The organism is Aliidiomarina shirensis (assembly GCF_003987345.1).
Lineage (GTDB): Bacteria > Pseudomonadota > Gammaproteobacteria > Enterobacterales > Alteromonadaceae > Aliidiomarina > Aliidiomarina shirensis.
This window is the reverse complement of record NZ_PIPP01000005.1, coordinates 15,479-36,139: the sequence shown is the minus strand read 5'-3', so window position 1 is coordinate 36,139 and position 20,661 is coordinate 15,479. Positions and strand designations below refer to the sequence as shown.

General features: G+C 49.5%; 21 protein-coding genes and 1 pseudogene. 12 read left to right on the top strand and 10 right to left on the bottom strand.

What is annotated here, in order from left to right; translation table 11 throughout:
• Positions 1-328: 328 nt before the first annotated feature.
• The 4 genes from CWE13_RS12655 to CWE13_RS10285 all read left to right on the top strand — a co-directional run bounded on the left by CWE13_RS12655 (position 329) and on the right by CWE13_RS10285 (position 3,660).
• The gene (locus CWE13_RS12655; protein ID WP_241973678.1) at positions 329-763 is read left to right on the top strand and encodes a DUF6367 family protein; all 435 of its coding nucleotides are present in this window, start codon (positions 329-331) and stop codon (positions 761-763) included.
• A gap of 109 nt (positions 764-872) precedes the next feature.
• A complete protein-coding gene (locus CWE13_RS10295; protein WP_126808368.1) occupies positions 873-1,559 on the top strand; it encodes a hypothetical protein in 687 nt (228 codons plus the stop codon).
• A gap of 121 nt (positions 1,560-1,680) precedes the next feature.
• Positions 1,681-2,391: a hypothetical protein gene (locus CWE13_RS10290; RefSeq protein WP_126808366.1), complete on the top strand. Its 711-nt coding sequence runs from the start codon at positions 1,681-1,683 to the stop codon at positions 2,389-2,391.
• 87 nt (positions 2,392-2,478) lie between these two features.
• Positions 2,479-3,660, top strand: a complete 1,182-nt coding sequence (locus tag CWE13_RS10285) for a hypothetical protein (protein WP_126808364.1) — start codon at positions 2,479-2,481, stop codon at positions 3,658-3,660.
• Between the two features lie 1,314 nt (positions 3,661-4,974).
• Here the strand turns inward: CWE13_RS10285 and CWE13_RS10275 are convergent.
• The 5 genes from CWE13_RS10275 to cadR all read right to left on the bottom strand — a co-directional run bounded on the left by CWE13_RS10275 (position 4,975) and on the right by cadR (position 9,359).
• The gene (locus CWE13_RS10275) at positions 4,975-5,253 is read right to left on the bottom strand and encodes a helix-turn-helix transcriptional regulator (RefSeq protein WP_126808360.1); all 279 of its coding nucleotides are present in this window, start codon (positions 5,251-5,253) and stop codon (positions 4,975-4,977) included.
• The gene (locus tag CWE13_RS10270) at positions 5,246-6,577 is read right to left on the bottom strand and encodes a type II toxin-antitoxin system HipA family toxin (protein ID WP_126808359.1); all 1,332 of its coding nucleotides are present in this window, start codon (positions 6,575-6,577) and stop codon (positions 5,246-5,248) included. The genes CWE13_RS10275 and CWE13_RS10270 overlap by 8 nt, the downstream gene beginning before the upstream one ends.
• Positions 6,578-6,786: 209 nt before the next feature.
• Complete coding sequence (locus CWE13_RS10265) at positions 6,787-8,121, bottom strand: ATP-binding protein (protein ID WP_126808358.1); 1,335 nt, start codon at positions 8,119-8,121, stop codon at positions 6,787-6,789.
• Positions 8,108-8,773 (bottom strand): response regulator transcription factor, encoded by a 666-nt coding sequence (locus CWE13_RS10260; protein WP_126808357.1) that lies wholly within the window; start codon positions 8,771-8,773, stop codon positions 8,108-8,110. The genes CWE13_RS10265 and CWE13_RS10260 overlap by 14 nt, the downstream gene beginning before the upstream one ends.
• A gap of 178 nt (positions 8,774-8,951) precedes the next feature.
• A complete protein-coding gene (gene cadR, locus CWE13_RS10255) occupies positions 8,952-9,359 on the bottom strand; it encodes a Cd(II)/Pb(II)-responsive transcriptional regulator (RefSeq protein WP_024126910.1) in 408 nt (135 codons plus the stop codon).
• 95 nt (positions 9,360-9,454) lie between these two features.
• Here cadR and CWE13_RS10250 point away from each other — a divergent pair, with 95 nt between their 5' ends.
• The gene (locus CWE13_RS10250; protein ID WP_126808355.1) at positions 9,455-10,351 is read left to right on the top strand and encodes a cation efflux transmembrane domain-containing protein; all 897 of its coding nucleotides are present in this window, start codon (positions 9,455-9,457) and stop codon (positions 10,349-10,351) included.
• A gap of 3 nt (positions 10,352-10,354) precedes the next feature.
• A complete protein-coding gene (gene lspA, locus CWE13_RS10245; RefSeq protein ID WP_126808353.1) occupies positions 10,355-10,858 on the top strand; it encodes a signal peptidase II in 504 nt (167 codons plus the stop codon).
• 147 nt (positions 10,859-11,005) lie between these two features.
• Here the strand turns inward: lspA and merD are convergent, their stop codons facing one another.
• Genes merD through merT form a run of 5 tightly spaced genes read right to left on the bottom strand, consistent with a single transcriptional unit; the run spans position 11,006 to position 14,217 of the window.
• Positions 11,006-11,371, bottom strand: a complete 366-nt coding sequence (gene merD, locus CWE13_RS10240) for a mercury resistance co-regulator MerD (protein WP_001277466.1) — start codon at positions 11,369-11,371, stop codon at positions 11,006-11,008.
• Positions 11,372-11,388: 17 nt separating this feature from the next.
• Positions 11,389-13,071, bottom strand: a complete 1,683-nt coding sequence (gene merA, locus CWE13_RS10235; RefSeq protein ID WP_003055149.1) for a mercury(II) reductase — start codon at positions 13,069-13,071, stop codon at positions 11,389-11,391.
• Positions 13,072-13,109: 38 nt separating this feature from the next.
• The gene (gene merC, locus CWE13_RS10230; protein WP_000522993.1) at positions 13,110-13,517 is read right to left on the bottom strand and encodes an organomercurial transporter MerC; all 408 of its coding nucleotides are present in this window, start codon (positions 13,515-13,517) and stop codon (positions 13,110-13,112) included.
• A gap of 27 nt (positions 13,518-13,544) precedes the next feature.
• Positions 13,545-13,823, bottom strand: coding sequence for a mercury resistance system periplasmic binding protein MerP (gene merP / locus CWE13_RS10225; RefSeq protein ID WP_126808351.1), 279 nt, complete (start codon positions 13,821-13,823; stop codon positions 13,545-13,547).
• 13 nt (positions 13,824-13,836) lie between these two features.
• Entirely contained in the window at positions 13,837-14,217 is a 381-nt protein-coding gene (gene merT, locus CWE13_RS10220) for a mercuric ion transporter MerT (RefSeq protein WP_001294655.1), read from the bottom strand.
• Between the two features lie 71 nt (positions 14,218-14,288).
• Between merT and merR the strand changes: the two genes are divergently transcribed.
• The 6 genes and pseudogenes from merR to CWE13_RS10185 all read left to right on the top strand — a co-directional run bounded on the left by merR (position 14,289) and on the right by CWE13_RS10185 (position 20,659).
• Positions 14,289-14,744, top strand: a complete 456-nt coding sequence (gene merR, locus CWE13_RS10215; protein ID WP_126808349.1) for an Hg(II)-responsive transcriptional regulator — start codon at positions 14,289-14,291, stop codon at positions 14,742-14,744.
• Between the two features lie 24 nt (positions 14,745-14,768).
• A pseudogene (locus tag CWE13_RS10210) lies at positions 14,769-15,530 on the top strand (ISL3 family transposase); the annotation flags it as partial.
• A 199-nt stretch (positions 15,531-15,729) separates the two neighbouring features.
• Complete coding sequence (locus CWE13_RS10200) at positions 15,730-15,957, top strand: DUF805 domain-containing protein (protein WP_126808347.1); 228 nt, start codon at positions 15,730-15,732, stop codon at positions 15,955-15,957.
• Positions 15,950-18,250: a heavy metal translocating P-type ATPase gene (locus CWE13_RS10195; protein ID WP_126808345.1), complete on the top strand. Its 2,301-nt coding sequence runs from the start codon at positions 15,950-15,952 to the stop codon at positions 18,248-18,250. The genes CWE13_RS10200 and CWE13_RS10195 overlap by 8 nt, the downstream gene beginning before the upstream one ends.
• A 49-nt stretch (positions 18,251-18,299) precedes the next feature.
• A complete protein-coding gene (locus CWE13_RS10190; protein ID WP_126808343.1) occupies positions 18,300-18,818 on the top strand; it encodes a DUF411 domain-containing protein in 519 nt (172 codons plus the stop codon).
• Positions 18,815-20,659 (top strand): copper resistance system multicopper oxidase, encoded by a 1,845-nt coding sequence (locus CWE13_RS10185; RefSeq protein WP_126808341.1) that lies wholly within the window; start codon positions 18,815-18,817, stop codon positions 20,657-20,659. Before CWE13_RS10190 ends, CWE13_RS10185 begins: the two co-directional genes overlap by 4 nt.
• Positions 20,660-20,661: the final 2 nt, after the last annotated feature.

Below are 20,661 nucleotides of genomic sequence, written 5' to 3'. Positions count from 1 at the left end.
GTTCCAGCTAGTGACTAGCCGTCCCGTTATTAGTAAGTGTGGGGATCTCTAGTAATGTAGGGCACAGTAACTTCGGGAATATTGCGCTTTTTGTTGTTGTGGTGTGTACTTAAGTCGTTTATTGTCAATTACATAACAAAAAATAAAGGTTAGATATTGTGCGCTCGTTAGAGTCTAATTAAGCATGCTCAAATTGCGTTTGCTAACTCGAGACCTTTCAAGTCAGGAGTGCCTGTTTGATCAGTAAGTTAAGAACCGAAAACTATTAATTGGATTAGTATCTAAATGCGCGCGCACAATATACAAATTTTATGCATAAGGAGACAACATGGTAACGTTTTTAGATTTCCTAGAACTAGAAAACGTCGATAAAGTCGTGGTGCTCATTTCAGAGGCGACCGTTCCGGATAACGCAATTCTGAACGAAGGAAGATGGGTCGAGTCTGGAAAAAAAGACTGGATGATTAGAGTCGACGCGGAGGACCCAGCCATCCCGCTACAGCGACATGTGCACATTGCAAGGAGTAAGCATATGTCTGCGAAGAACATGCAGGCCTCCTGGAACGAAGATCAAACAAGACATGATCGGGGCTCTTTCAATGATTCTGTAGGCTCGAGAAAGGTAGTGCAGGATCTCGCACGAGATGCACTGAATTTGCCATCCGATGCAATCCTGGAGCATGTGGAAACAGAGAGACGCATGTTGTTAGAGTCCACTGAGCCCACAGATGAGTTAAGTATCGTATATTTTCGCTTACATTAAAGTAATGCATAACAAGGCGCTCAAGGTCGTTCCGCGCTTCGCGCTCCACCGGACGCGGCAAATGCCGCGCCGCTTAGCTTAGACGTTATGTTTTTCGAGGAAATGGTAATTGAAACTTTTGAACAAAGGTTTGCTAGTTCTTAGCTTTCTTTGTCTCTTTTTAGTGCTGAAAAGTAGTGAAGAAAGGCTTCTTTTTGAAAGTGCCGGATTATTTTTTCAGCAATTTAAACTGGGGAACGAGATTGTTTTTAACTTGTCATGTGGGATGCTTATCAGCATTTGGTTTTATTTTTTGGTTGTTTGGATCCCAGAGAAAAAGAACAAGAAGCGGATAAAAAGTCACTTTATATCGCAATATACAGAGTTTAAACGTAATTTAATTATGCATATCGTTGGTGCATGTCGAGAACCTTACGAGACTGACTTGCTCAGCAACTTGATGGAGCCTCAGGCATTTAAAGACTATTTCAAAGAAAAAGTAACAGCAGACCAAGAGCGTTGGCACGTGTTTCTAAATAATCTCGATAAAGACCTCTTGGCTGACATTCTCAATGAATTTGAGGCGTTCAAAGAAGCTACGTCTTATTTGCTAGGTAACGTGCAAGTCGATGACGACGAGGTGTTCTCATTTCTGCATAGGATAAATACTATATCTATTACCCTAAAAGGCGTCAGTGTTGAAGATGATAGTATGAAGCAACTCTCTCAGTTGCTTTGGGAAATATTGGCTGGCTTTAGTTGGGTCGATGGCTATCGAGATTATGACTATTTCGATAGTATGTTCCATAAAATTTAGAACAAACATAACAAAGCATTTAAGAGTGATTCGCAACGCTTGGCATTCTCGTTTCGCTCAAGTATAGCCAAGCACCGCTTACACCTTAATGCGGCGTTAAGTTTAAAGAAGTTGAGTCCAAATGAATGAATCGATAGTTACGGCAGATCCAGAGGTCAGAAGCAAATCAATCTTGAGGCGTTATGTGGATTTGCCGAAGCTCTTAGATCTTCTGCATACCAAAAGCTTGTACTTGCGCCGTGCGGACGGGTTTCCAGATCGGCTAGAGGGCGCTCTTTTCCCAAGCCTCAGAGAGTCCATAGATGAGGAGTTTAAGAAGGGGAATCTACCAACCTGTTCAGATGCGTTTTATCGAAATGCCAGAGAGGGTAATTACGTGTGTTGTTGGACTATAGGTGCACGTGACAACATGGCGCTGTGGCAGTTGTACGGCGGCGTAAAATCTAGTGTTGCAATTACTACAACTGTTGATCGGCTAGTCAGCACTGTTTTGAGATGGGATCGCTCTGTCCATCTGCACAAGGTCAAATATATAGATCATTCAAAGCCACCCAACTTCGCAATAGGTGCTTACAGCGACGTCCTCCAATACAAAAGTGATGCCTATAAGTTTGAAAAGGAACTTCGCGTTGTGATGCCAAAGCTGGATGATATCTCACAAAATCCAATGGGCATAAAAATAAAGTTAAATGATATAAATGAATTAGTTAGAAGTATTGTTGTTGCACCCGAAGCTGATGATTCATTTGTGAGTGCCGTAGCTGATCTTTGCAAGAAGTACGGTCTTAAATCACCGGTCAGGCGTTCAAAGTTAGCGTTCATCCCAACATAAAACTTAACCATTGAGTCAAGCCGACCGTTTTGCGCTGGCGTTCCAAACGACGGCTTATTCAAGGTGTTATGTGATAAGGAAAGCATCGTGAATTCACCGGAAGATACAGAATACCGACTCTTTACCGAAGCCGTTAAGGCGTGGTGGACTACGTTTGGTGGTGTCAGCGCAATTGATCTTGCAGAAAAGGCTCAGATTCCACATGGGGATGCCATGCGATTTGTGGAGTCTTGGGTTGAAGCAGGCAGGGGAACGATGAACGCAAACGTTGAGCTTAACCTTGTCAGTGTTCCCAGTCCGAGAAGCAGTGAAAAGTTTTCGTTCACATCAATTAACACCCACATTTTCTTCCCTAGTCGAGAAGAGTTGACTGAGCATTTTTATAGCTCAGGAAATGCCCGAACAGAACCCCCAGAATTCAAGAAGCGTTTAATGTGTGGAGAACACCAGCTTGCTTTATCCTTCTTTTCAGAAGAAGTTTTGGCTAGGTACTTTAGCCATTTGGATTGGTACGAAGTAGACGACTCTTCGGCAGGCGGCCATATTAGGACAACAGCTGAGTCTCCTTCGGATAGGTTTATCGATGTAAGATTTGGGAAGGGTAGAGCCCTGGACGGCAAGACATTTGTTACAGCCATCTACAAAGATCTTTATTGTTTTTCTGATTCTGAGCAGAGGCACTGGCATGCTTATGAGATTGCTAGACCGAACCTTGATCCTAATGATGAAAACCTGAGGCTATTTGCCGCCCGAACCTATGATGGTGCGTGGGTCGAGTTCCCCAAGCCTTTAAAGGCTGTGCAGGATTCTCTCGTAAAACTAAATTCAAAGTTCAGTCCACATCCTCTCTTCGGACGCCTTGAGAATGAACACCTAAGGATGCCGGTAGAGAACACTAACAAAGCGCTGGCTGACAGCTGCAGTGAGCTATACAAAATTGTAGGCTCTGACTCATTGAAGCCGAAGCCCTTGAAGGCTCTTCTACAATACAAATTTGAAAAAACTGAGGACGACTTCATTCACAGTAGCGGAAGGCCTCTGAGTGCATTGCAACTGGTTGAACTCGTAGAGCGCGAGTTGGAGCTTGTTAATGGTCTGTCTGATGCAATTAAGAACATTGCAAAATATCGCGTCGAAGCAGATCACAAAGTGCTTTCCACTAGCTCCGATAAGCAAAGCTATGGTGAGGAATTTGAGCTTCTTTGCAAGCAGTTTGTTTCTGCTGCCAACCTCTTTGCTGACGCATTAGAGGCGAAAAATGTCACATAACCAATGCAGGCACGGCGACGCCCACTATATTGCGCCTTTCGGCTCCATTCCGAGGGCGCGTATGCTGCTGGCGTTAACGTCCGCTACTGGCACTACGCCGCCGTTCGCTATGAGCGATTAGCAGACCTTTGCTTTTCCAAGTTCCTGCCTACTTCAACCAATGACTAGCCGTCTTGCTATACGCTTGGGGAACACTAACTATGCGAAGCACGCTTAAATTGACCTTTACTCTGCAATAACATCACATTTCCAATAAGATTTTATGGCTGGGTTTAGCGCTAAAAATGTTCCAGTGCCCTCATTAAAACCACATCTATACCTTTTTCATACTCTTCCCAAGACTGGGTAACTAACTCGTCAGGATATACCGCGTCCATTGGCTTCTCTAAAAAAGGATGGTAGCGATCAAGAGGCTCAGATTCCGCTTAGAATTAGGTAATTCGAAACGATAACTCTCAGAGTAATGGTTTGGGCCCCCGCCGGCGGGTTTACCTATAACCGTGGCATTAAAAAGTTGCTTAAATTGTATAACGTTGGTCATTGCGGCCGAGAATGTGTGTTCATCTATCAGCAGAACAGCACCGGTGAGCCAATCAAATTGGTTCATTGGCAACAGGCAAGACGAAAAGGCTAGCCCCGAGGCCCGAATAAGTCCAACGCCTGGAAACCATTGGCGATAAAAAATACTTGATGAACTGCCATTGATCTCCTCCATAGAACCAATGTATGGGAAAAGCTTGTGGCAGTTAATTCATAAATACGACAAAAAAGACATCATAGAAAAACACTGCTGTTGGAGAGTGTCGAAGTTGGTGTTGTTGGAAGGTAGGTTGATTTACTTGATATAAAAGTGAGGTAAAGGTCAAAACTACCGTGCCGCAATTTCGGAATAACTATTGCGGCCACAATCTGGACACAGAATGGACACAGCCTTGATCCAACTCAAAGCCAGGCATAACAGCTAACGGTCATACGGAGCAGAACATAAGAGAAAAGGTTTAAGAGTAAATAAGAAGGGAGAAAAACCGCTGCAGGCCAAGGGAAATGGCGCGCCCGAGAGGATTCGAACCTCTGACCTCTGCCTCCGGAGTGCAGAAAGGATAGTAGGGGTAAATCGGTATATTCAGTAAAAACAGTAGGTTAAGTGGGTTTTTTAAGGGGTTTTTACCGGTATTTTACACCGTTTTAGATCATTCTATGCAAAATTGTGTCACATAAAGCGGTTTCAAAAACTCAATTTTTTGACCTTTAGCCACGACAAAAATATTTTTGATGAGCAAAAAGTCTGACTTTCTATGTCGAAATATTTCGACATTAAATCACCCTTTTTACTGCTCGAGCGCTTACTTGAAAACTTCCCGGCGCAAGTAATTTGTTAACAATTGATAGTCGCGGATCGGTATTTCCCTTTTCAACATCGCGCAAGGTTTTGTCGGAAATATTGATAAATTTGGCGTAATCGTTTTGATTCATCCCATAAAGCTCGGTTCGGATTTTCTTAACAGCCTTACCAATTGAAATGGTGTTGGAAGCGAGTGCTTCATCAATTTGCGCTATGAGTGCTTTGCGTTCATCAGGTGATAGGTTATGCATTGTAAACTCCGTAGCTCATGAGCTTTTGTTGTACATGGTCAAACCCAATGGCAGGGAAGTTAAGTATTTCATCTGGACAATTGAGTTTTTTCAGTAAACTAGGTAACTCAATGAGTGGCGCTGCCATGTTTTGCAAGTAGGCCAATAGCGCTTGAGATTCACCAAAGCCCTCAAGTTTTTCGACGACTTGGTCGAATCTTACCGTGCCGCTGCGCTCACAGTTCTCGCCCCACTTGAATAAACGAGTGACCATTTCTGGATCTGCTTTCATAGGCGCAAAATCATAAATAGGAGCGAATCTAATATCATCTTCGAACTTTAAGAATGACATATTGCGGCCATGGTTATCGGAGTTACCAAAAACTAGGTTTAGTAGATCGCGTGCTAGGTATTGTGTTGCGAATTCGAAGCTGGACATCTTCGTGGTGTCTTTTATCTTCTGCCACACGGTTTTCATCACAATCAGGTGATCTTGGTAGCTACCGGGCGCTGCATTCATAATTGAGTAAACACTCTCTAAACCAATGCGGGTGGCTACGGAATTTTCTACAGCAGTGTCGAAACGAGGTAACCATAGGCTAACCTGACCTTGGTGTTCACGTATCATCATGCGCGTTACATCAATAGTTTCAACATCGGTATCTGCGAGTATTTCCGCTAGAGCCTGATAAAACACGCCTTCAGCTCGCAGAACATTATTGTCGCGCGGTGAACGTGTGTTTCTGGCGAACTTCGTGAGATATGGCGCAGCAGAAAGGGGATTCCCAGCAAAGTCGCCGTCAATGTACACTTGATTATCGTCAACCATCAGAAGCAACTTCGGAGCAACACCGCCAGCGCCGGTTGCACCACCTACTGCAGCACCTTGCTCGTTCGCATACTCTAAGAAATCGTGTTGCAACTCAACCACAGAATCGATGGAAAAACGGCGGGCGGTATCGTAGCCGATTTGCTCAGCAGCTTCCTTAATTCGTAAGTTCCCAATAGGCGCCATGCATGCTTTCGTAAGAAGAGCATAATTTTGCTGAAATTCGCTACTTCTGCTGACGTTGAGGTAATTAAGCCACCATGTGCGCGATTCACCTGCGGGCAGTAAATCGTCTAGTAGCGCAGGCCAACTTGGATAATCAATAGGAACGATAGTAACGGGCGCATTTACACTGCACGCCCAGCAATCCTTTCTTTCGTAGCTCAGCACATGTCGAATGTAATCGGGTAGGTAGGATAAAGTAACGTGACTATTCATTTTATCGCCGCCAAATCGAAGCTCTGCGGCATCCCACCATTTACCTCGATTGAAGAGTTGTAGCGTTACGGATTCCATAGTGGCACTCGGTAGTTTAATACTGTTATTGCTGTAATATATAGCACAAAGCGGTAATAATCTACTTTATTTGGCTGTGTTTTTCGTATAAAACGGAATTGAACTACTGGATCGGGCGTGTTCTGTTTCGTTAGGGCTATAGAGTAGAGTGTCTAAGGAACCTAGGCCTTACCAGTTTTTTATAAATAAACATTGTGAATTGAGCCAGCTTAAATGGGTATTTCAATAAATACCTTTAACCCGCCGACTGAACCGGTTAAGAACGACACGTTGCCGTTATATTGAGCAACAATACCACAAACAATAGCAAGCCCAAGGCCGTGGCCAGGAATTTGCTCATCTAAGCGCCAACCTCTTTGCCCTAAGTGCATAACTTCAGCGTCGGCTACTCCAGCGCCGTCATCCGTAATTATAATTTGGGCAGTACTGTTAGATTGTTGCAAAGACAGTTCAACGCAAGCCGCAGACCACTTGCCGGCATTATCGAGTATGTTTCCTAGAATTTCATTTAAATCATGCTCTTCTATTGGCCAACGTGTGTCTTCGGTAAGTTCGGTCGACAACTCAAATGTTTTGTCTTGGTACAGTCGGCCTAACATCCATAGCAACTCTCGCGCTTGCTTTACCGGGTGCGCACTTTTGCCAATTTGCGGGCCAGCAAACCGACTGCGCCGCATTTCGGCTTCTAATTGTTTATCGAGATCCGCAAGCCGAGAAGCCATTTCAAGCCGAAGTTCATTATTAATTGGGCGGCTGGTGTCTTCGAGAATTTGCCTAAGGGCCGCTATAGGAGTTTTTACACTGTGAGACAAATTAGCCAGCGCTTCCCGAGAGCGTTCTAAGCGTTGGTCGAGTGAGTCAAGCAGTTGATTCAGTTGTTGAACCAGCGGTTTAAACTCTTCCGGTGTTTGAGTAGTAATGCGAGAAATTTCACCGCTTTGAAGCCCTTTAAGCGATGCTTTGAGCGAGGCAACAGGGCGCATGGATAAATTAATACCTACCCAAGTTACCGCCACGAGCAAAAATATAAGTAACAGTGAAACCACAGCGGTCCAGGTATGTAAATTCGCTTGGCTGCTTTGTAGTGCTCGCATATCTTCAGCAACAATGACTGTAATAGGTATGTCGTTAATAAAAAAAGACTTTCGGTAGGCAAGCATGTCTGAAGGCGCTTGATTTAAACTTGCATTGTTAACCCAAATAATACCTTCTTTATCAACCTGTAATAGAGGGCTTAATAACATGCGCCAGGGGTCTGGAGAAATAACGGTTTGTTCAGGCGACTGGAGAGCAAAGGCGTGGTGGAATACTTTTTCGAAATAATCTCCCGTTTCAAGCATGTCGATATTACCCTCTGCTTGACGAATATGGTGTGCTAAAAACCCCACTTCTTCTTGCAGCCGGCTTTCTACAAATTCTCGAGACATTTTTTCTAACAGTTGCCCGTGTATAAGCCACGCGATAGTCATCATGACAATACCTGCGGGTAATAACAGGATAAGCAAAGTACCTTTTACAGAGGTTGGTTTTTTAAACAGTGTCATCGAATAGGTATCCCTGGCCTCGGCGAGTGGCAATTGTTTCTGCGCCAACGAGCTTTCTTAACCGTCGAATATACGCCTCAATTACATTTTCATTGGGACTTTCGCTCAAATTATAGAGCTGCTCAATAAGTTGCTCTTTAGAAAAAATTTGGCCGGGCCGACTCATCAGGCAGCGCAGCAGCCGAAATTCAGTGCCTGTTAGGCTGTGCTCTGTATCACCTTCAATTTTAAGGCACTGGCGGTTTTCATCGAGTTCAAAACGGCCTACTTTTACACCAGAGTAAACGCGCCCTTCACTTCTACGAACTATGGCATTTAGTCGAGCAATGAGCTCTTCGGTTTGAAATGGCTTTGCTAAGTAATCGTCAGCGCCGGCCTTAAGACCATTTACCTTGTCTTGCCAGTCGCCCCTGGCGGTGAGAATTAATACCGGCAGAGTTACTTTATTTGAGCGCCATTGCTTAAGAATATCGAGCCCATTGCCGTCTGGAAGACCAAGATCGAGCACACAGGCTTTGTAGTCTTCCTGACCACCCAAAACCATGGCCTCACGAGCTGAGTGGGTTATGTCGACACTAAAACCTGATTTTTCTAGTTGATTAGCAAGCCCTTCAGCAAGCAACCGGTCGTCTTCTACCAACAGTAACCTCATATTATGCCCTTTAGTATTGGCCCGAATAGGTGAACTAGTTTGAGTTAATTCGTTTAACACAGCAAATAAATTGGCATTGATTATACATTTTGGGTAAGCGGATTAAATGGTTGATCTTACCTTTGCATGAGAGTGAGACAGACCGGCATCTCATCGGATTATCTGGTTGATGCTTCACCTACTGCTGGTGCATGTTTCCTTCGCTAATTCCAGCAAGAACCCCACACGCCTCAACTTCCCGGTCATCGTTGCAACTCGCTCTCAGTGAAACGAGTTGTTTCTCAAGCGCTTGCAGAGCGGTTATCTGCGACCGCACATGAGAGATGTGATCATCGAGCAAGGCGTTGACAGCGGTACAGGACTGATGAGGGTCGTCCTGATAGCGCTTTAGTTCGTGAATTTCTGCCAGTGACAGATCCAGGATGCGGCAGCGACGAATAAAGGCCAGCCGCTCAACGTGTTTCTCGGTATAGACACGGTAACCGTTCTCCTGCCGACCAGGCGGCGGCAACAAGCCCTGCCGTTCGTAGAAGCGGATCGTCTGTGTATCTACCCCTACTGACTGTGCCAACTGACCAATACGCATCGGGTTCCTCCGCAACGGATTATCTACGCTATTGACCTTATAGCGACTATATAGTTTTAAATGAAAACCCGATCACATTCAAGTGGAGTCATATCATGAGTAAAAACTGCGGAGGCCCCTGTGGCGACCATGCAAGGCCTGCGGCGGATACCGATATACAGGCCTCCTCCGAAGCGCCGGGGAGATGGGTCAGCGTTTATGCCGTGCCGAAGATGGACTGTCCGTCAGAAGAGCGAATGATTCGCCTAGCCCTGAGCGGCTTTGAGGAGATTCGGGCGCTGTCCTTCGACTTGTCGAACCGCCGGCTGAAGGTCGTGCATGACGGCGAGGTCGAGCCCGTCACCTCGAAACTGAAGACCTTGGGGCTAGGAGCCGCGCTTCAGGAAAGCGTTGCTGCAAATCCGGAGACCATCAAGGCCGCCGAGTTCTCGGCAGCTTCTGCTAAGCAAGAATCCGGGACCCTGCGCTGGTTGCTCGGCATCAATGCACTTCTGTTCGTGGTGGAAATGACTGCCGGTCTGATGGCTCAGTCAACTGGCCTCATTGCAGAGTCCCTGGACAATTTTGCTGATGCGGCAGTGTACGGACTCGCTCTTTATGCGGTTGGGCATAGCGTGAAAAGGCAGGTCCGTGTTGCGCACGTTGCTGGTGTGGTCCAACTGGTTTTGGCTGTGGGCGTACTCGTAGAGGTCGTGAGGCGCTTTGTATTCGGTAGTGAGCCTGAATCGCTGGTGATGATAGCCATCGCATTCGTCGCATTGATTGCCAATACCGCCTGTCTGCTGATGGTATCCAAACATCGAGGGGGCGGAGCTCATATGAAGGCTAGCTGGATATTTTCGGCCAACGACGTGGTGATCAACCTGGGGGTCATCACCGCCGGCGCCCTGGTCGCGTGGACCGGGTCCAATTATCCGGATCTGATTATCGGCACCATCGCGGGGGGCATTGTACTTAACGGTGCCAGACGCATTTTGGCGTTGAAGGGTTAAATAATGCTCATTATTGGCAAAAAGCTCTCGCCGTATGCCCTATTGTCCATATCGGGCCTGCTGGCAGCGTCTGATCAGGCTGTAAAGTGGCTGGTGCAGCAATCAATGGCCTATGGCGAGTATGTTTCGGTGATCCCGTTCTTTAACTGGGTGCACCTATGGAACACCGGTGCCGCATTCAGTCTTTTCGCGAATGGTGGAGGCTGGCAGCGCTACTTTTTTATCGGAATCGCGGTAGTGGTCTCGATTTTTCTGATCAAGCTGATCCTTGAAAATCGTCATAAAGGAGAAGCCATCGCTTACAGTCTTATCCTCGGTGGCGCCATGGGCAACCTGATTGACCGGGTCTTTCGCGGCTATGTTGTGGATTCCTTTGATTTCTATTGGCGAGACTGGCATTGGCCGGCCTTCAACCTGGCTGATATTGCAATTGTCCTCGGTGCCTTACTTTTCGTTTCCAGCAGCTTGTTGGGTAAAAAAGGGGTCGTCTCAGAAAACGGAAAATAAAGCACGCTAAGCCGGTGGCAGCGGTCGCAATGGCCTAAACTTCCCCGCACCGACCTTGGCGCTGCTGCGCCATAGGTAATCGCCGGTCAGGTTGATGTGTTCCCACCCCAGCGGCGACAGATATTGCAACAATGTGCTCTGGGCTGTTCATGGCAGACTCTCCGCGTGCTGTGCCGGTTCGGTTGGCATGGCGGCCAGTTGCATTTCGAGGCTGGCCAGGGCCTCGCGCCGACGCTCGACGAGTTGCCGCAACACGGCAAGCTGCGCAGACGCACCGTCACCGTCCGCAGCATCCAGCGCCCGGCACAGCCGCGCCAGTGCGTCCAGGCCGATACCCGCTTCGAAGGCAGCCCGTACAAAGCGCAGCCGTTGCAACGCGGTGTCATCGAACAAGCCGTAGCCGCCCGTGGTGTACGCGACCGGCCGTAGCAATCCGCGCAGCAGGTAGTCGCGCACGATATGCACGCTCACCCCGGCATCAAGGGCCAGCCGGGACACTGTGTAGGCGCTCATTGAACACCTCCTTTTCCTCATCCGGCGCAGCACGAAAGCTGCTTCACGTCCTTGCTGAAGGTCTGCGCCGCGAGCTTCAGCCCTTCGACCATGGTCAGGTAGGGGAACAATTGGTCGGCCAGTTCCTGCACGGTCATACGGTTGCGAATGGCGAGCACCGCCGTCTGGATCAGTTCACCCGCTTCCGGGGCCACCGCTTGCACGCCGATGAGCCGTCCGCTACCTTCCTCGATGACCAGCTTGATGAAGCCGCGTGTGTCGAAGTTGGCAAGCGCACGCGGCACGTTGTCCAAGGTCAAGGTGCGACTGTCGGTCTCGATCCCGTCGTGATGTGCTTCCGCCTCGCTGTAGCCCACGGTGGCGACCTGCGGGTCGGTGAACACCACGGCCGGCATTGCGGTCAGGTCCAGGGCCGCATCGCCGCCAGTCATGTTGATCGCAGCACGGGTGCCGGCCGCTGCCGCCACATAGACGAACTGAGGCTGGTCGGTGCAGTCGCCAGCCGCATAAATGTGTGGCGTACTGGTGCGCATGCCCTTGTCGATGACGATGGCCCCCTGCGCATTGGCAGCGACTCCCGCCGCTTCCAATGCCAGGCTGCGCGTGTTCGGTGCCCTGCCAGTGGCGACCAGCAGCTGGTCGGCGCGTATTTCACCGTACCCGGTGGTCAGCACGAATTCGCCGTCCACATGCGCGACCTGGCTGGCTTGCGTGTGTTCCAATACCTTGATCCCTTCGGCACGGAACGCGGCTGTAACGGCCTCGCCGATGGCCGGGTCTTCGCGGAAGAACAGCGTGCTGCGTGCCAGGATCGTCACTTTGCTGCCCAGCCGGGCAAAGGCTTGCGCCAGTTCCAGCGCCACCACAGACGAGCCGATCACGGCCAGGCGCTCGGGAATGGTGTCGCTGACCAGGGCCTCGGTGGAAGTCCAGTAGGGTGACTCTTTCAGGCCCGGAATCGGCGGCACGGCCGGGCTGGCACCCGTGGCGACCAGGCAGCGGTCGAACGCCACCACACGCTCGCCGCCATCGTTTAAACGGACGGCAAGGCTCTGGTCGTCCTTGAAACGCGCTTCACCATGCAGCACGGTGATGGCCGGGTTGCTGTCCAGGATGCCTTCGTACTTGGCGTGGCGCAGCTCATCGACGCGCGCCTGCTGCTGGGCCAGTAGTTTGCTGCGATCAATCGCAGGCACAGTCGCCGCGATGCCACTGTCGAATGGGCTTTCACGGCGCAAATGGGCGATATGGGCAGCGCGGATCATGATCTTGGACGGCACGCAGCCGACATTGACGCAAGTACCGCCGATGGTGCCGCGCTCGATCAGCGTGACGTTCGCACCTTGCTCGACGGCCTTCAGCGCCGCCGCCATCGCGGCTCCGCCGCTGCCAATAACGGCGACGTGCAGTCCGTCCCCATCACCACCAGCCTTGTCGCCACCGCCCAGCCATCCCAGCGCCTTGCCAAGCAGTCTGCCCCGCGCTGAAGTGGATGGGGCATCGGCGGGTGTGGCCTTGTAGCCGAGGCCGGCCACAGCGGCGGTCAGCGCCTCTGGCGAGGTGCCGGGATCGGTGGCGAGTTGCGCGGAGCCTTTCGGGTAGGACACGAGCGCCGACAGCACGCCCGGCACTTTCTCCAGGGCGTCCTTGACATGTGTCGCGCACGAGTCGCAGGTCATTCCGGTGATATTCAAATACATTGCATCGTTCCTTGTCGTTTCGGCAACTGCCAATGCAGTTAGCCGTGTTTGGGTGGTAGTTCGCAGCGGCGGTTGGCCGGTGAGAGCAGATCCCAGATCGACACCCCGATCATCAAGGCCAGACCGACATAGAGGAGGTTCGCCGTCCACCAATTGCCAAAAAACAAGAGCATGGCCGCCAGCACGATGGCTGGGCCGACCATCCCGAGCAGGCTGCGGTACCATTGCCGATGACTCAGCCAGCCCAGTGCATTCGCCAGCAAAGCCACGACTGCGAACAGCGGCAGCAGCTTGGAGATAAACAACCCTTCGTATTCCTGTAGAAAGCCAAGGCCGATGGCCGCGCCCAGGCTGGCGATAGCCGGGAAACAGGCAGCGCATCCCATCGCGGAAACAACGCTGCCAAGCGCGCCAGCCTTGTCGGCAATGCGTGTAATCAGTCCCATGATCGCCCCAGGTTCGGGTTCAGTGGCTCACTGCTTGACGCTGGACGGAAAGCCCGCATCGCCAGTGGCCTTGATCAACTCATGCACACTGGTCTTGGTATCATCGAAGGTGACAACCGCTTCGCGTGGTTCGAAGGTAACGTCAACTTTATCAACGCCTTCAATCCTGGAAATCGCCTTCTTGACGATGATCGGGCAGGTGGGGCAGGTCATGCCCGGTACGGACAGCGTGACGGTCTGGGTGGCGGCCCAGGCAGGGACAGCGAAGGTAGCGGCAAGGGCAAGAGCGGTAAGCAGTTTTTTCATGATTTTTCCTCAATTAGTAGAACAGGGGCATTACATACGGGAACGTTAGTGCAACGACAACTAGCGCAGCCACAATCCAAAAGATGACTTTGTACGACGTCTTGGCTTGTGGGGCAGCGCATACATCGCCAGGCTCGCATGCTTGCGTAGTCCGGAAGATGCGGCGGTAGGCAAAGAACATTGCTATCAATGCCGCACCGAGAAAGATGGGGCGGTAAGGTTCCAATGCCGCCAAGTTACTCATCCAAGCGCCGCTGAATCCCAAGGCGATCAAAACCAGCGGCCCCAGGCAGCAGGCCGACGCAAGAATGGCGGCCAGCCCACCGGCGAAGAGCGCGCCGCGCCCGTTTTGTGGTTCAGACTTTTGTGGTTCAGACTTTTGTGGTTCAGACATACGCTTGTCCTTTCAAATTTGGTTTGGATAGCTTAAGCTTACTTCCGTAGTTATGTACGGAGTCAAGCGATATGGAAAAAAATTTGGAGAATCTGACTATTGGCGTTTTCGCCAAGGCGGCCGGGGTCAATGTGGAGACCATCCGGTTCTACCAGCGCAAGGGCCTGCTGCCGGAGCCAGACAAGCCCTATGGCAGCATTCGCCGCTATGGCGAGGCGGATGTAACACGAGTGCGGTTCGTGAAATCGGCCCAGCGGCTGGGCTTTAGCCTGGACGAAATCGCCGAGCTACTGCGGCTGGAGGATGGCACCCATTGCGAGGAAGCCAGCGGCCTGGCCGAGCACAAGCTCAAGGATGTGCGCGAGAAGATGGCCGACTTGGCACGCATGGAGGCCGTGCTGTCTGAACTGGTGTGCGCCTGCCATGCGCGGAAAGGGAACGTTTCCTGCCCGCTGATTGTGTCACTGCAAGACGGAACGAAGCTCGCTGCATCGGCGCGGGGGAGTCACGGGGTGACTACGCCTTAGCGTGCTTTATTTTCCGAATTCTGAGACGATCCCTACCTGAACAAGCGCTACCGCTGCATTCTGACCAACATTGAGGAGCGAACCCTGCTCGACCTGCTGGCCACCCGCCGCCAGGACGTGGTGACCAACTACCTGATGAAGCTGAAAGACTGGCAGAAGGTCGAGATCGTCAGCATGGACATGTGGAACCCCTACCGGGCAGCGGTCAAGGCTGTGCTGCCCCAGGCCCGTATCGTGGTCGATAAGTTCCATGTGGTGCGCATGGCCAACGATGCCCTAGAGAGAGTGCGCAAGGGCCTCAGAAAGGAGCTGAAACCGTCCCAGAGCCGGACTCTCAAGGGAGACCGGAAAATCCTGCTGAAACGCGCTCACGAAGTCTCAGACCGGGAGCGCCTCTACGGCATCTGGGACGCCACCACACGGCTCCAGGCAGAAGCCGCCCTGGACGAGTGGATAGCCACCATCCCGAAGGGCCAAAAGGAAGTCTGGAGCGATCTGGTCAGGGCAGTGGGAAACTGGCGCGAAGAGACCATGACCTACTTCGAGACGGACATGCCCGTCACCAACGCTTACACGGAGTCCATCAACCGACTGGCCAAGGACAAGAACCGTGAAGGGCGCGGTTACTCCTTCGAGGTGATGCGGGCACGAATGCTCTACACCACGAAGCACAAGAAGAAGGCACCGACTGCGAAGGTCTCTCCTTTCTACAAGAAAACCATCGGTTACGGACTGCCGGACTTCGCAGAGGAACTCAACTACGGAGTCGATCTATCAACCATCTGAGGGTGGTATCAGATTGATGGGGTGAAGGTGCCCCATCAACCATTAAATCCGTATACCCTACATTTTCAGCTTCGATTCAGCTTGGGGTGTTGTTATAGGGGTAGTAAAAAGGCAGGAGGACTATTTGCTACTGCTTTAAAAGTGAACATTATTCCTCACAGCCGTACAGGCGGAGGTTTGTAAAGTCGGAGGCAACACCATGATGAACGGAAATATGTTTGGTCACACGATGTGGGCAGGTCACTGGTTATGGATGTTAATTGTTGTCATTGCATTGGTTATACCCACTTGGAGAATTTGTCAGCGTACTGGATACCCAGGTTGGATAGGGATTCTAATTTTGGTTCCAATGGTAAATTTGATATTGCTGTATTTTATTGCTTTTTCAGATTGGCCTACGGATAAAAAAGGAGCACGTAATGAGTGAACATACGGTAAAAGACCCTGTGTGTGGCATGAAGGTAGACCCTCATACGACAGAGCATCGTAGCCAACATGCGGGTAAGCCTTGGTACTTCTGTTCTGACCGCTGCCAGACTAAGTTTGACGAAAGCCCGGAGACATACTTAAGCGATAGCCCACAACAGGCAGAGCCTGTTGCTGCAGGTAGTATTTACACTTGTCCTATGCATCCGGAAGTTCGCCAAGAAGGGCCCGGTGATTGCCCTATATGCGGCATGGGCTTAGAGCCTGAGCAAATAACTCTGAACGATGGGCCGTCGGAAGAATTAGTGGATATGACGCGGCGTTTTTGGGTTGGGTTGATACTTGCGTTACCAGTATTTTTGCTTGAAATGGGCGGTCACTTTACTGGCCTTGAGCACATGATATTGCCACAAACCTCGAATTGGATTCAGTTAGCGCTGGCAACACCGGTTGTTGCTTGGTGTGGTTGGCCATTTTTTGTTAGAGGTTGGAAATCAGTTTTAAGTCGTAACTTAAACATGTTTACCTTGATCGCCATTGGTACTGGTGTCGCGTTAGTTTATAGCCTAGTGGCGACATTAATTCCGCAGGTGTTTCCTGAGGCATTTAGACAAGCCGATGGTTCGGTTGCGGTTTATTTTGAAGCCGCCGCTGTCATTGTGGTATTGGTGTTGCTTGGGCAAATACTGGAATTGCGTGCCAGAGAGAAAACCTCAGGGGCAATCAGAGCGCTATTAGATTTAGCCCCCGCAACAGCAAGAAAATTAGCTGACAATGGCGATGAATCGGACGTTCCGCTTGAGCAGGTAAAAGTAGGCGACCGTTTAAGAGTTAGGCCTGGCGATAAAGTGCCCCTCGATGGCGAAGTGCTTGAAGGCCGTTCTAACGTTGATGAGTCAATGGTTACCGGTGAGCCCTTAGCAGTGAGTAAAAAAGCAGGTGACCAAGTTATTGGTGGCAGTATTAATCAGCAAGGCGGTTTTATTATGCGTGCTGACAAAGTTGGCCGCGACACCATGCTTTCGCAAATTGTGCAAATGGTTGCTACTGCTCAGCGTAGCCGTGCGCCTATTCAAGGGTTAGTTGATAAAGTTTCAAGCTGGTTTGTACCAGCAGTGATAGTTATTGCCGCCATTGCTTTTGTTGTTTGGTCGATTTACGGGCCGAACCCGCCTATGACGTACGGGCTTATAGTCGCGGTAAGCGTATTAATTATTGCGTGCCCCTGCGCGTTAGGCCTGGCTACTCCTATGTCAATTATGGTGGGTGTGGGCCGTGGTGCTCAAACAGGAATACTCATTCGCAATGCCGAAGCCCTAGAGCGTATGGAAAAAGTAGACACGGTTGTGATCGATAAAACGGGCACCTTAACCGAAGGCAAGCCACAGGTAACAAAGTTAGTTCCATTAAATGGTTTCAGCGAGAAGGAGCTAATGCGTTATGCCGGAGGCTTAGAAAAGGGCAGTGAACATCCCTTAGCCCATGCCATTCTTGAAAAAGCCGCCAGTATGAAATTGGATTTACCCAATGCAGAAGGTTTTGATTCTCCAAATGGTAAAGGCGTTGTCGGCACCATTGATGGGAAGAGAGTACTGCTTGGTAATCGCATACTGATGGAAGTAGAAAGTGTAGACACCACAGCTTTCGATGAACAAGCCGACCAACTGCGTACTGATGGTGCAACCGTAATATTTGCTGCTGTTGCAGGGCAAGTGTGCGGTTTAATTGCCATAGCAGACCCTATTAAAGAAACGACGAAACGTGCTATTTCAGCGTTACATAAGAAAGGCATGCGAGTGGTGATGCTAACAGGTGATAACCGCACCTCGGCAGAAGCAGTGGCGCGTAAGCTAGATATTGATGAAGTGGAAGCTGAGGTTTTACCAGAAGATAAAGGCAAGTTTGTTCAACGTTTAAAAGATGAAGGGCGAATTGTTGCCATGGCAGGGGATGGTGTGAATGACGCTCCTGCTTTAGCCACAGCGGACGTGGGTATTGCTATGGGCACGGGAACAGACGTTGCCATTGAAAGTGCTGGCATTACTCTGCTTCGCGGCGATCTTATGGGCATTGTAGAGGCACGGCAATTGTCGAAAGCAACGATGCGCAATATCCGCCAAAACCTATTTTTTGCGTTTGTTTATAACGCCGCCGGAGTGCCTATTGCCGCCGGTGTTCTTTATCCGCTTTTCGGTATTTTGTTATCACCCATATTTGCCGCAGCGGCGATGTCACTGTCGTCGGTTAGTGTGATTATTAACGCGCTTCGGTTACGGGTAAGTAAATTAAATTAACTATATAAGTAAGAGAAAGTGTCAACCGATATTTAACGAGAGGTACGGAATGAACTTTATTTTTAGGAAGCCATTTTTGCTACAACTAAGCATTATGTTTTCAGCCTTAGTGGGGCTGGGGCTAATTACCATAGCAAAAGCTGAAACGAGTCAGGTTACCACCAACCCGATAGTGCTCGATGTGTATAAAGACCCTAATTGTGGTTGTTGTAATGCGTGGATAGATCACGCCAATGAGCGAGGGTTTACTGCTAACCCACACAATATTGGTGGTTTGTATGAATTTAAATTAAGCAAGGGCGTGAGTGGCTCATACCAGTCTTGCCATACCGCTATTTCAACTGAAGGTTATGTGTTTGAAGGGCACATACCAGCTAAGTTTATACATGCATTCTTAGCCGCACCGCCAGCTAACGCTATTGGTTTGTCTGTGCCAGCTATGCCGGTGGGTAGCCCGGGCATGGAATATAAAAACATGTTTAGGCCATACCAAATACTGCAAATAAATGCAGACGGCAGTACGGAAATATTTGCCCAAGTGAATACCCTTGAGAAGTCGGTAGAATGAGTAATACAAAGAACAATTTAGAATCTATGAGTGGCTTGCAAGATAAAGGCCGCCGGCGTTTTGTACTTGGCGCTTCTGCCATGTTGGCATTAGCGGCTTTACCGTTTCCTAAGAACGCCTTTGCAAAAGCGATAAGTGAATCGCTTACCCAGTTGTCGGGGAAGGTATTTGATCTCAGCATAGATTATAAAACGGTTAACTTCACTGGTAAGTCGGCTCGAGCCACTGTGGTTAACCAAGTGTTACCAGCCCCAATTTTACGCTGGAAAGAAGGTGAAACAGTTACTCTTCGAGTAAAAAACAATCTCGACGAAGACAGCTCTATTCATTGGCATGGCATTATTTTGCCAACAGAAATGGACGGTGTACCAGGCTTAAGCTTCGACGGAATTAAGCCGGGGGAAACCTTTGAATACCAATTTAAAGTTCAGCAAAACGGTACTTACTGGTACCACAGCCATTCAGGCTTCCAAGAGCAAACAGGGGTATATGGCCCAATTATTATTGATCCAGCCGAGCCAGATCCTGTTGTCTATGATCGCGAATATGTAGTGATGCTGTCGGATTGGTCAGACACACCGCCAGAAAAGATTTATGCAAACCTGAAAAAACAGTCAACCTATTACAACTACAGCGAACGCACAGTTTCAGACCTGTTCACGGATATTAGAAAGCATGGCCTAATTAATACCTGGAAAGCTCGAGCTATGTGGAACGATATGCGTATGAGCGACAGAGATATTTCAGACGTAACAGGCGCCGCTTACACATTTCTAATGAATGGCAAGACCCCAGAACAAGGTTGGAGTGCACTCTTTAAGCAAGGTGAGAAAGTACGCTTACGCTTTATTAATGCTGCAGCTATGACCATATTCGATGTGCGTATACCCGGCTTGAAAATGACGGTAGTGGCAACAGACGGGCAAAATGTGCAGCCTGTTGAAGTTGACGAGTTCCGTATGGGTGTCGCAGAAACCTATGACGTTATTGTTGAGCCTGAAGAAGGGAATGCTTATTGCATTTTCGCGCAAAATATAGATAGAACAGGCTTTACTACTGGAAACTTAACCTCTGATGCGCATTTAGTAGCGGCGGTGCCAAGCATGGACCCTGCACCTATACTTGGCCATGGTGACATGGGCATGAGCATGGAAGGCATGGACCACGGCGATATGGATCATGGCGCTATGGGGCACGGTAGCATGGACCACGGCAGTATGGACCATGGACCTATGGGTCATGTAGAAATGGATCACGGCAGTATGGCAATGGGGGCGCCGGTTTTAGGCTTAGCAGGTTTTGGTAGTACCGCAGAAATTAAGCATGCGGACGCCGAATACGGCCCTCACATAGACATGCGTGCCGATGCACCGCAAAACGGTTTGCATGATCCAGGCATAGGCTTAAGAAACCACCAAGCAGAATACAATCGCAAAGTACTCACCTATGCAGACCTGAAAGGTTTGCACCCAACCTACGACAAGCGCCAACCTAGCCGCGAAATTCAATTGCACTTAACGGGCAATATGCACCGCTATATGTGGTCAATTAACGGTGTGCGTTTTGAAGATGCAGAACCTTTGGTGCTTGAGTATGGCGAGCGCGTGCGTTTTACCTTAGTAAACGACACTATGATGACTCACCCAATGCATTTACATGGCATGTGGAGTGATCTTGAAACGGGCGACCCAGACTTTATACCACGTAAACACACGGTAATAGTGCAGCCGGGCTCAACAATAAGTTATTTGGTAACGGCCGATGCAATAGGCAAATGGGCATATCATTGCCACTTGCTTTATCACATGCCAGGTATGTTTCTTAAAGTAGTGGTTAGGTAAGG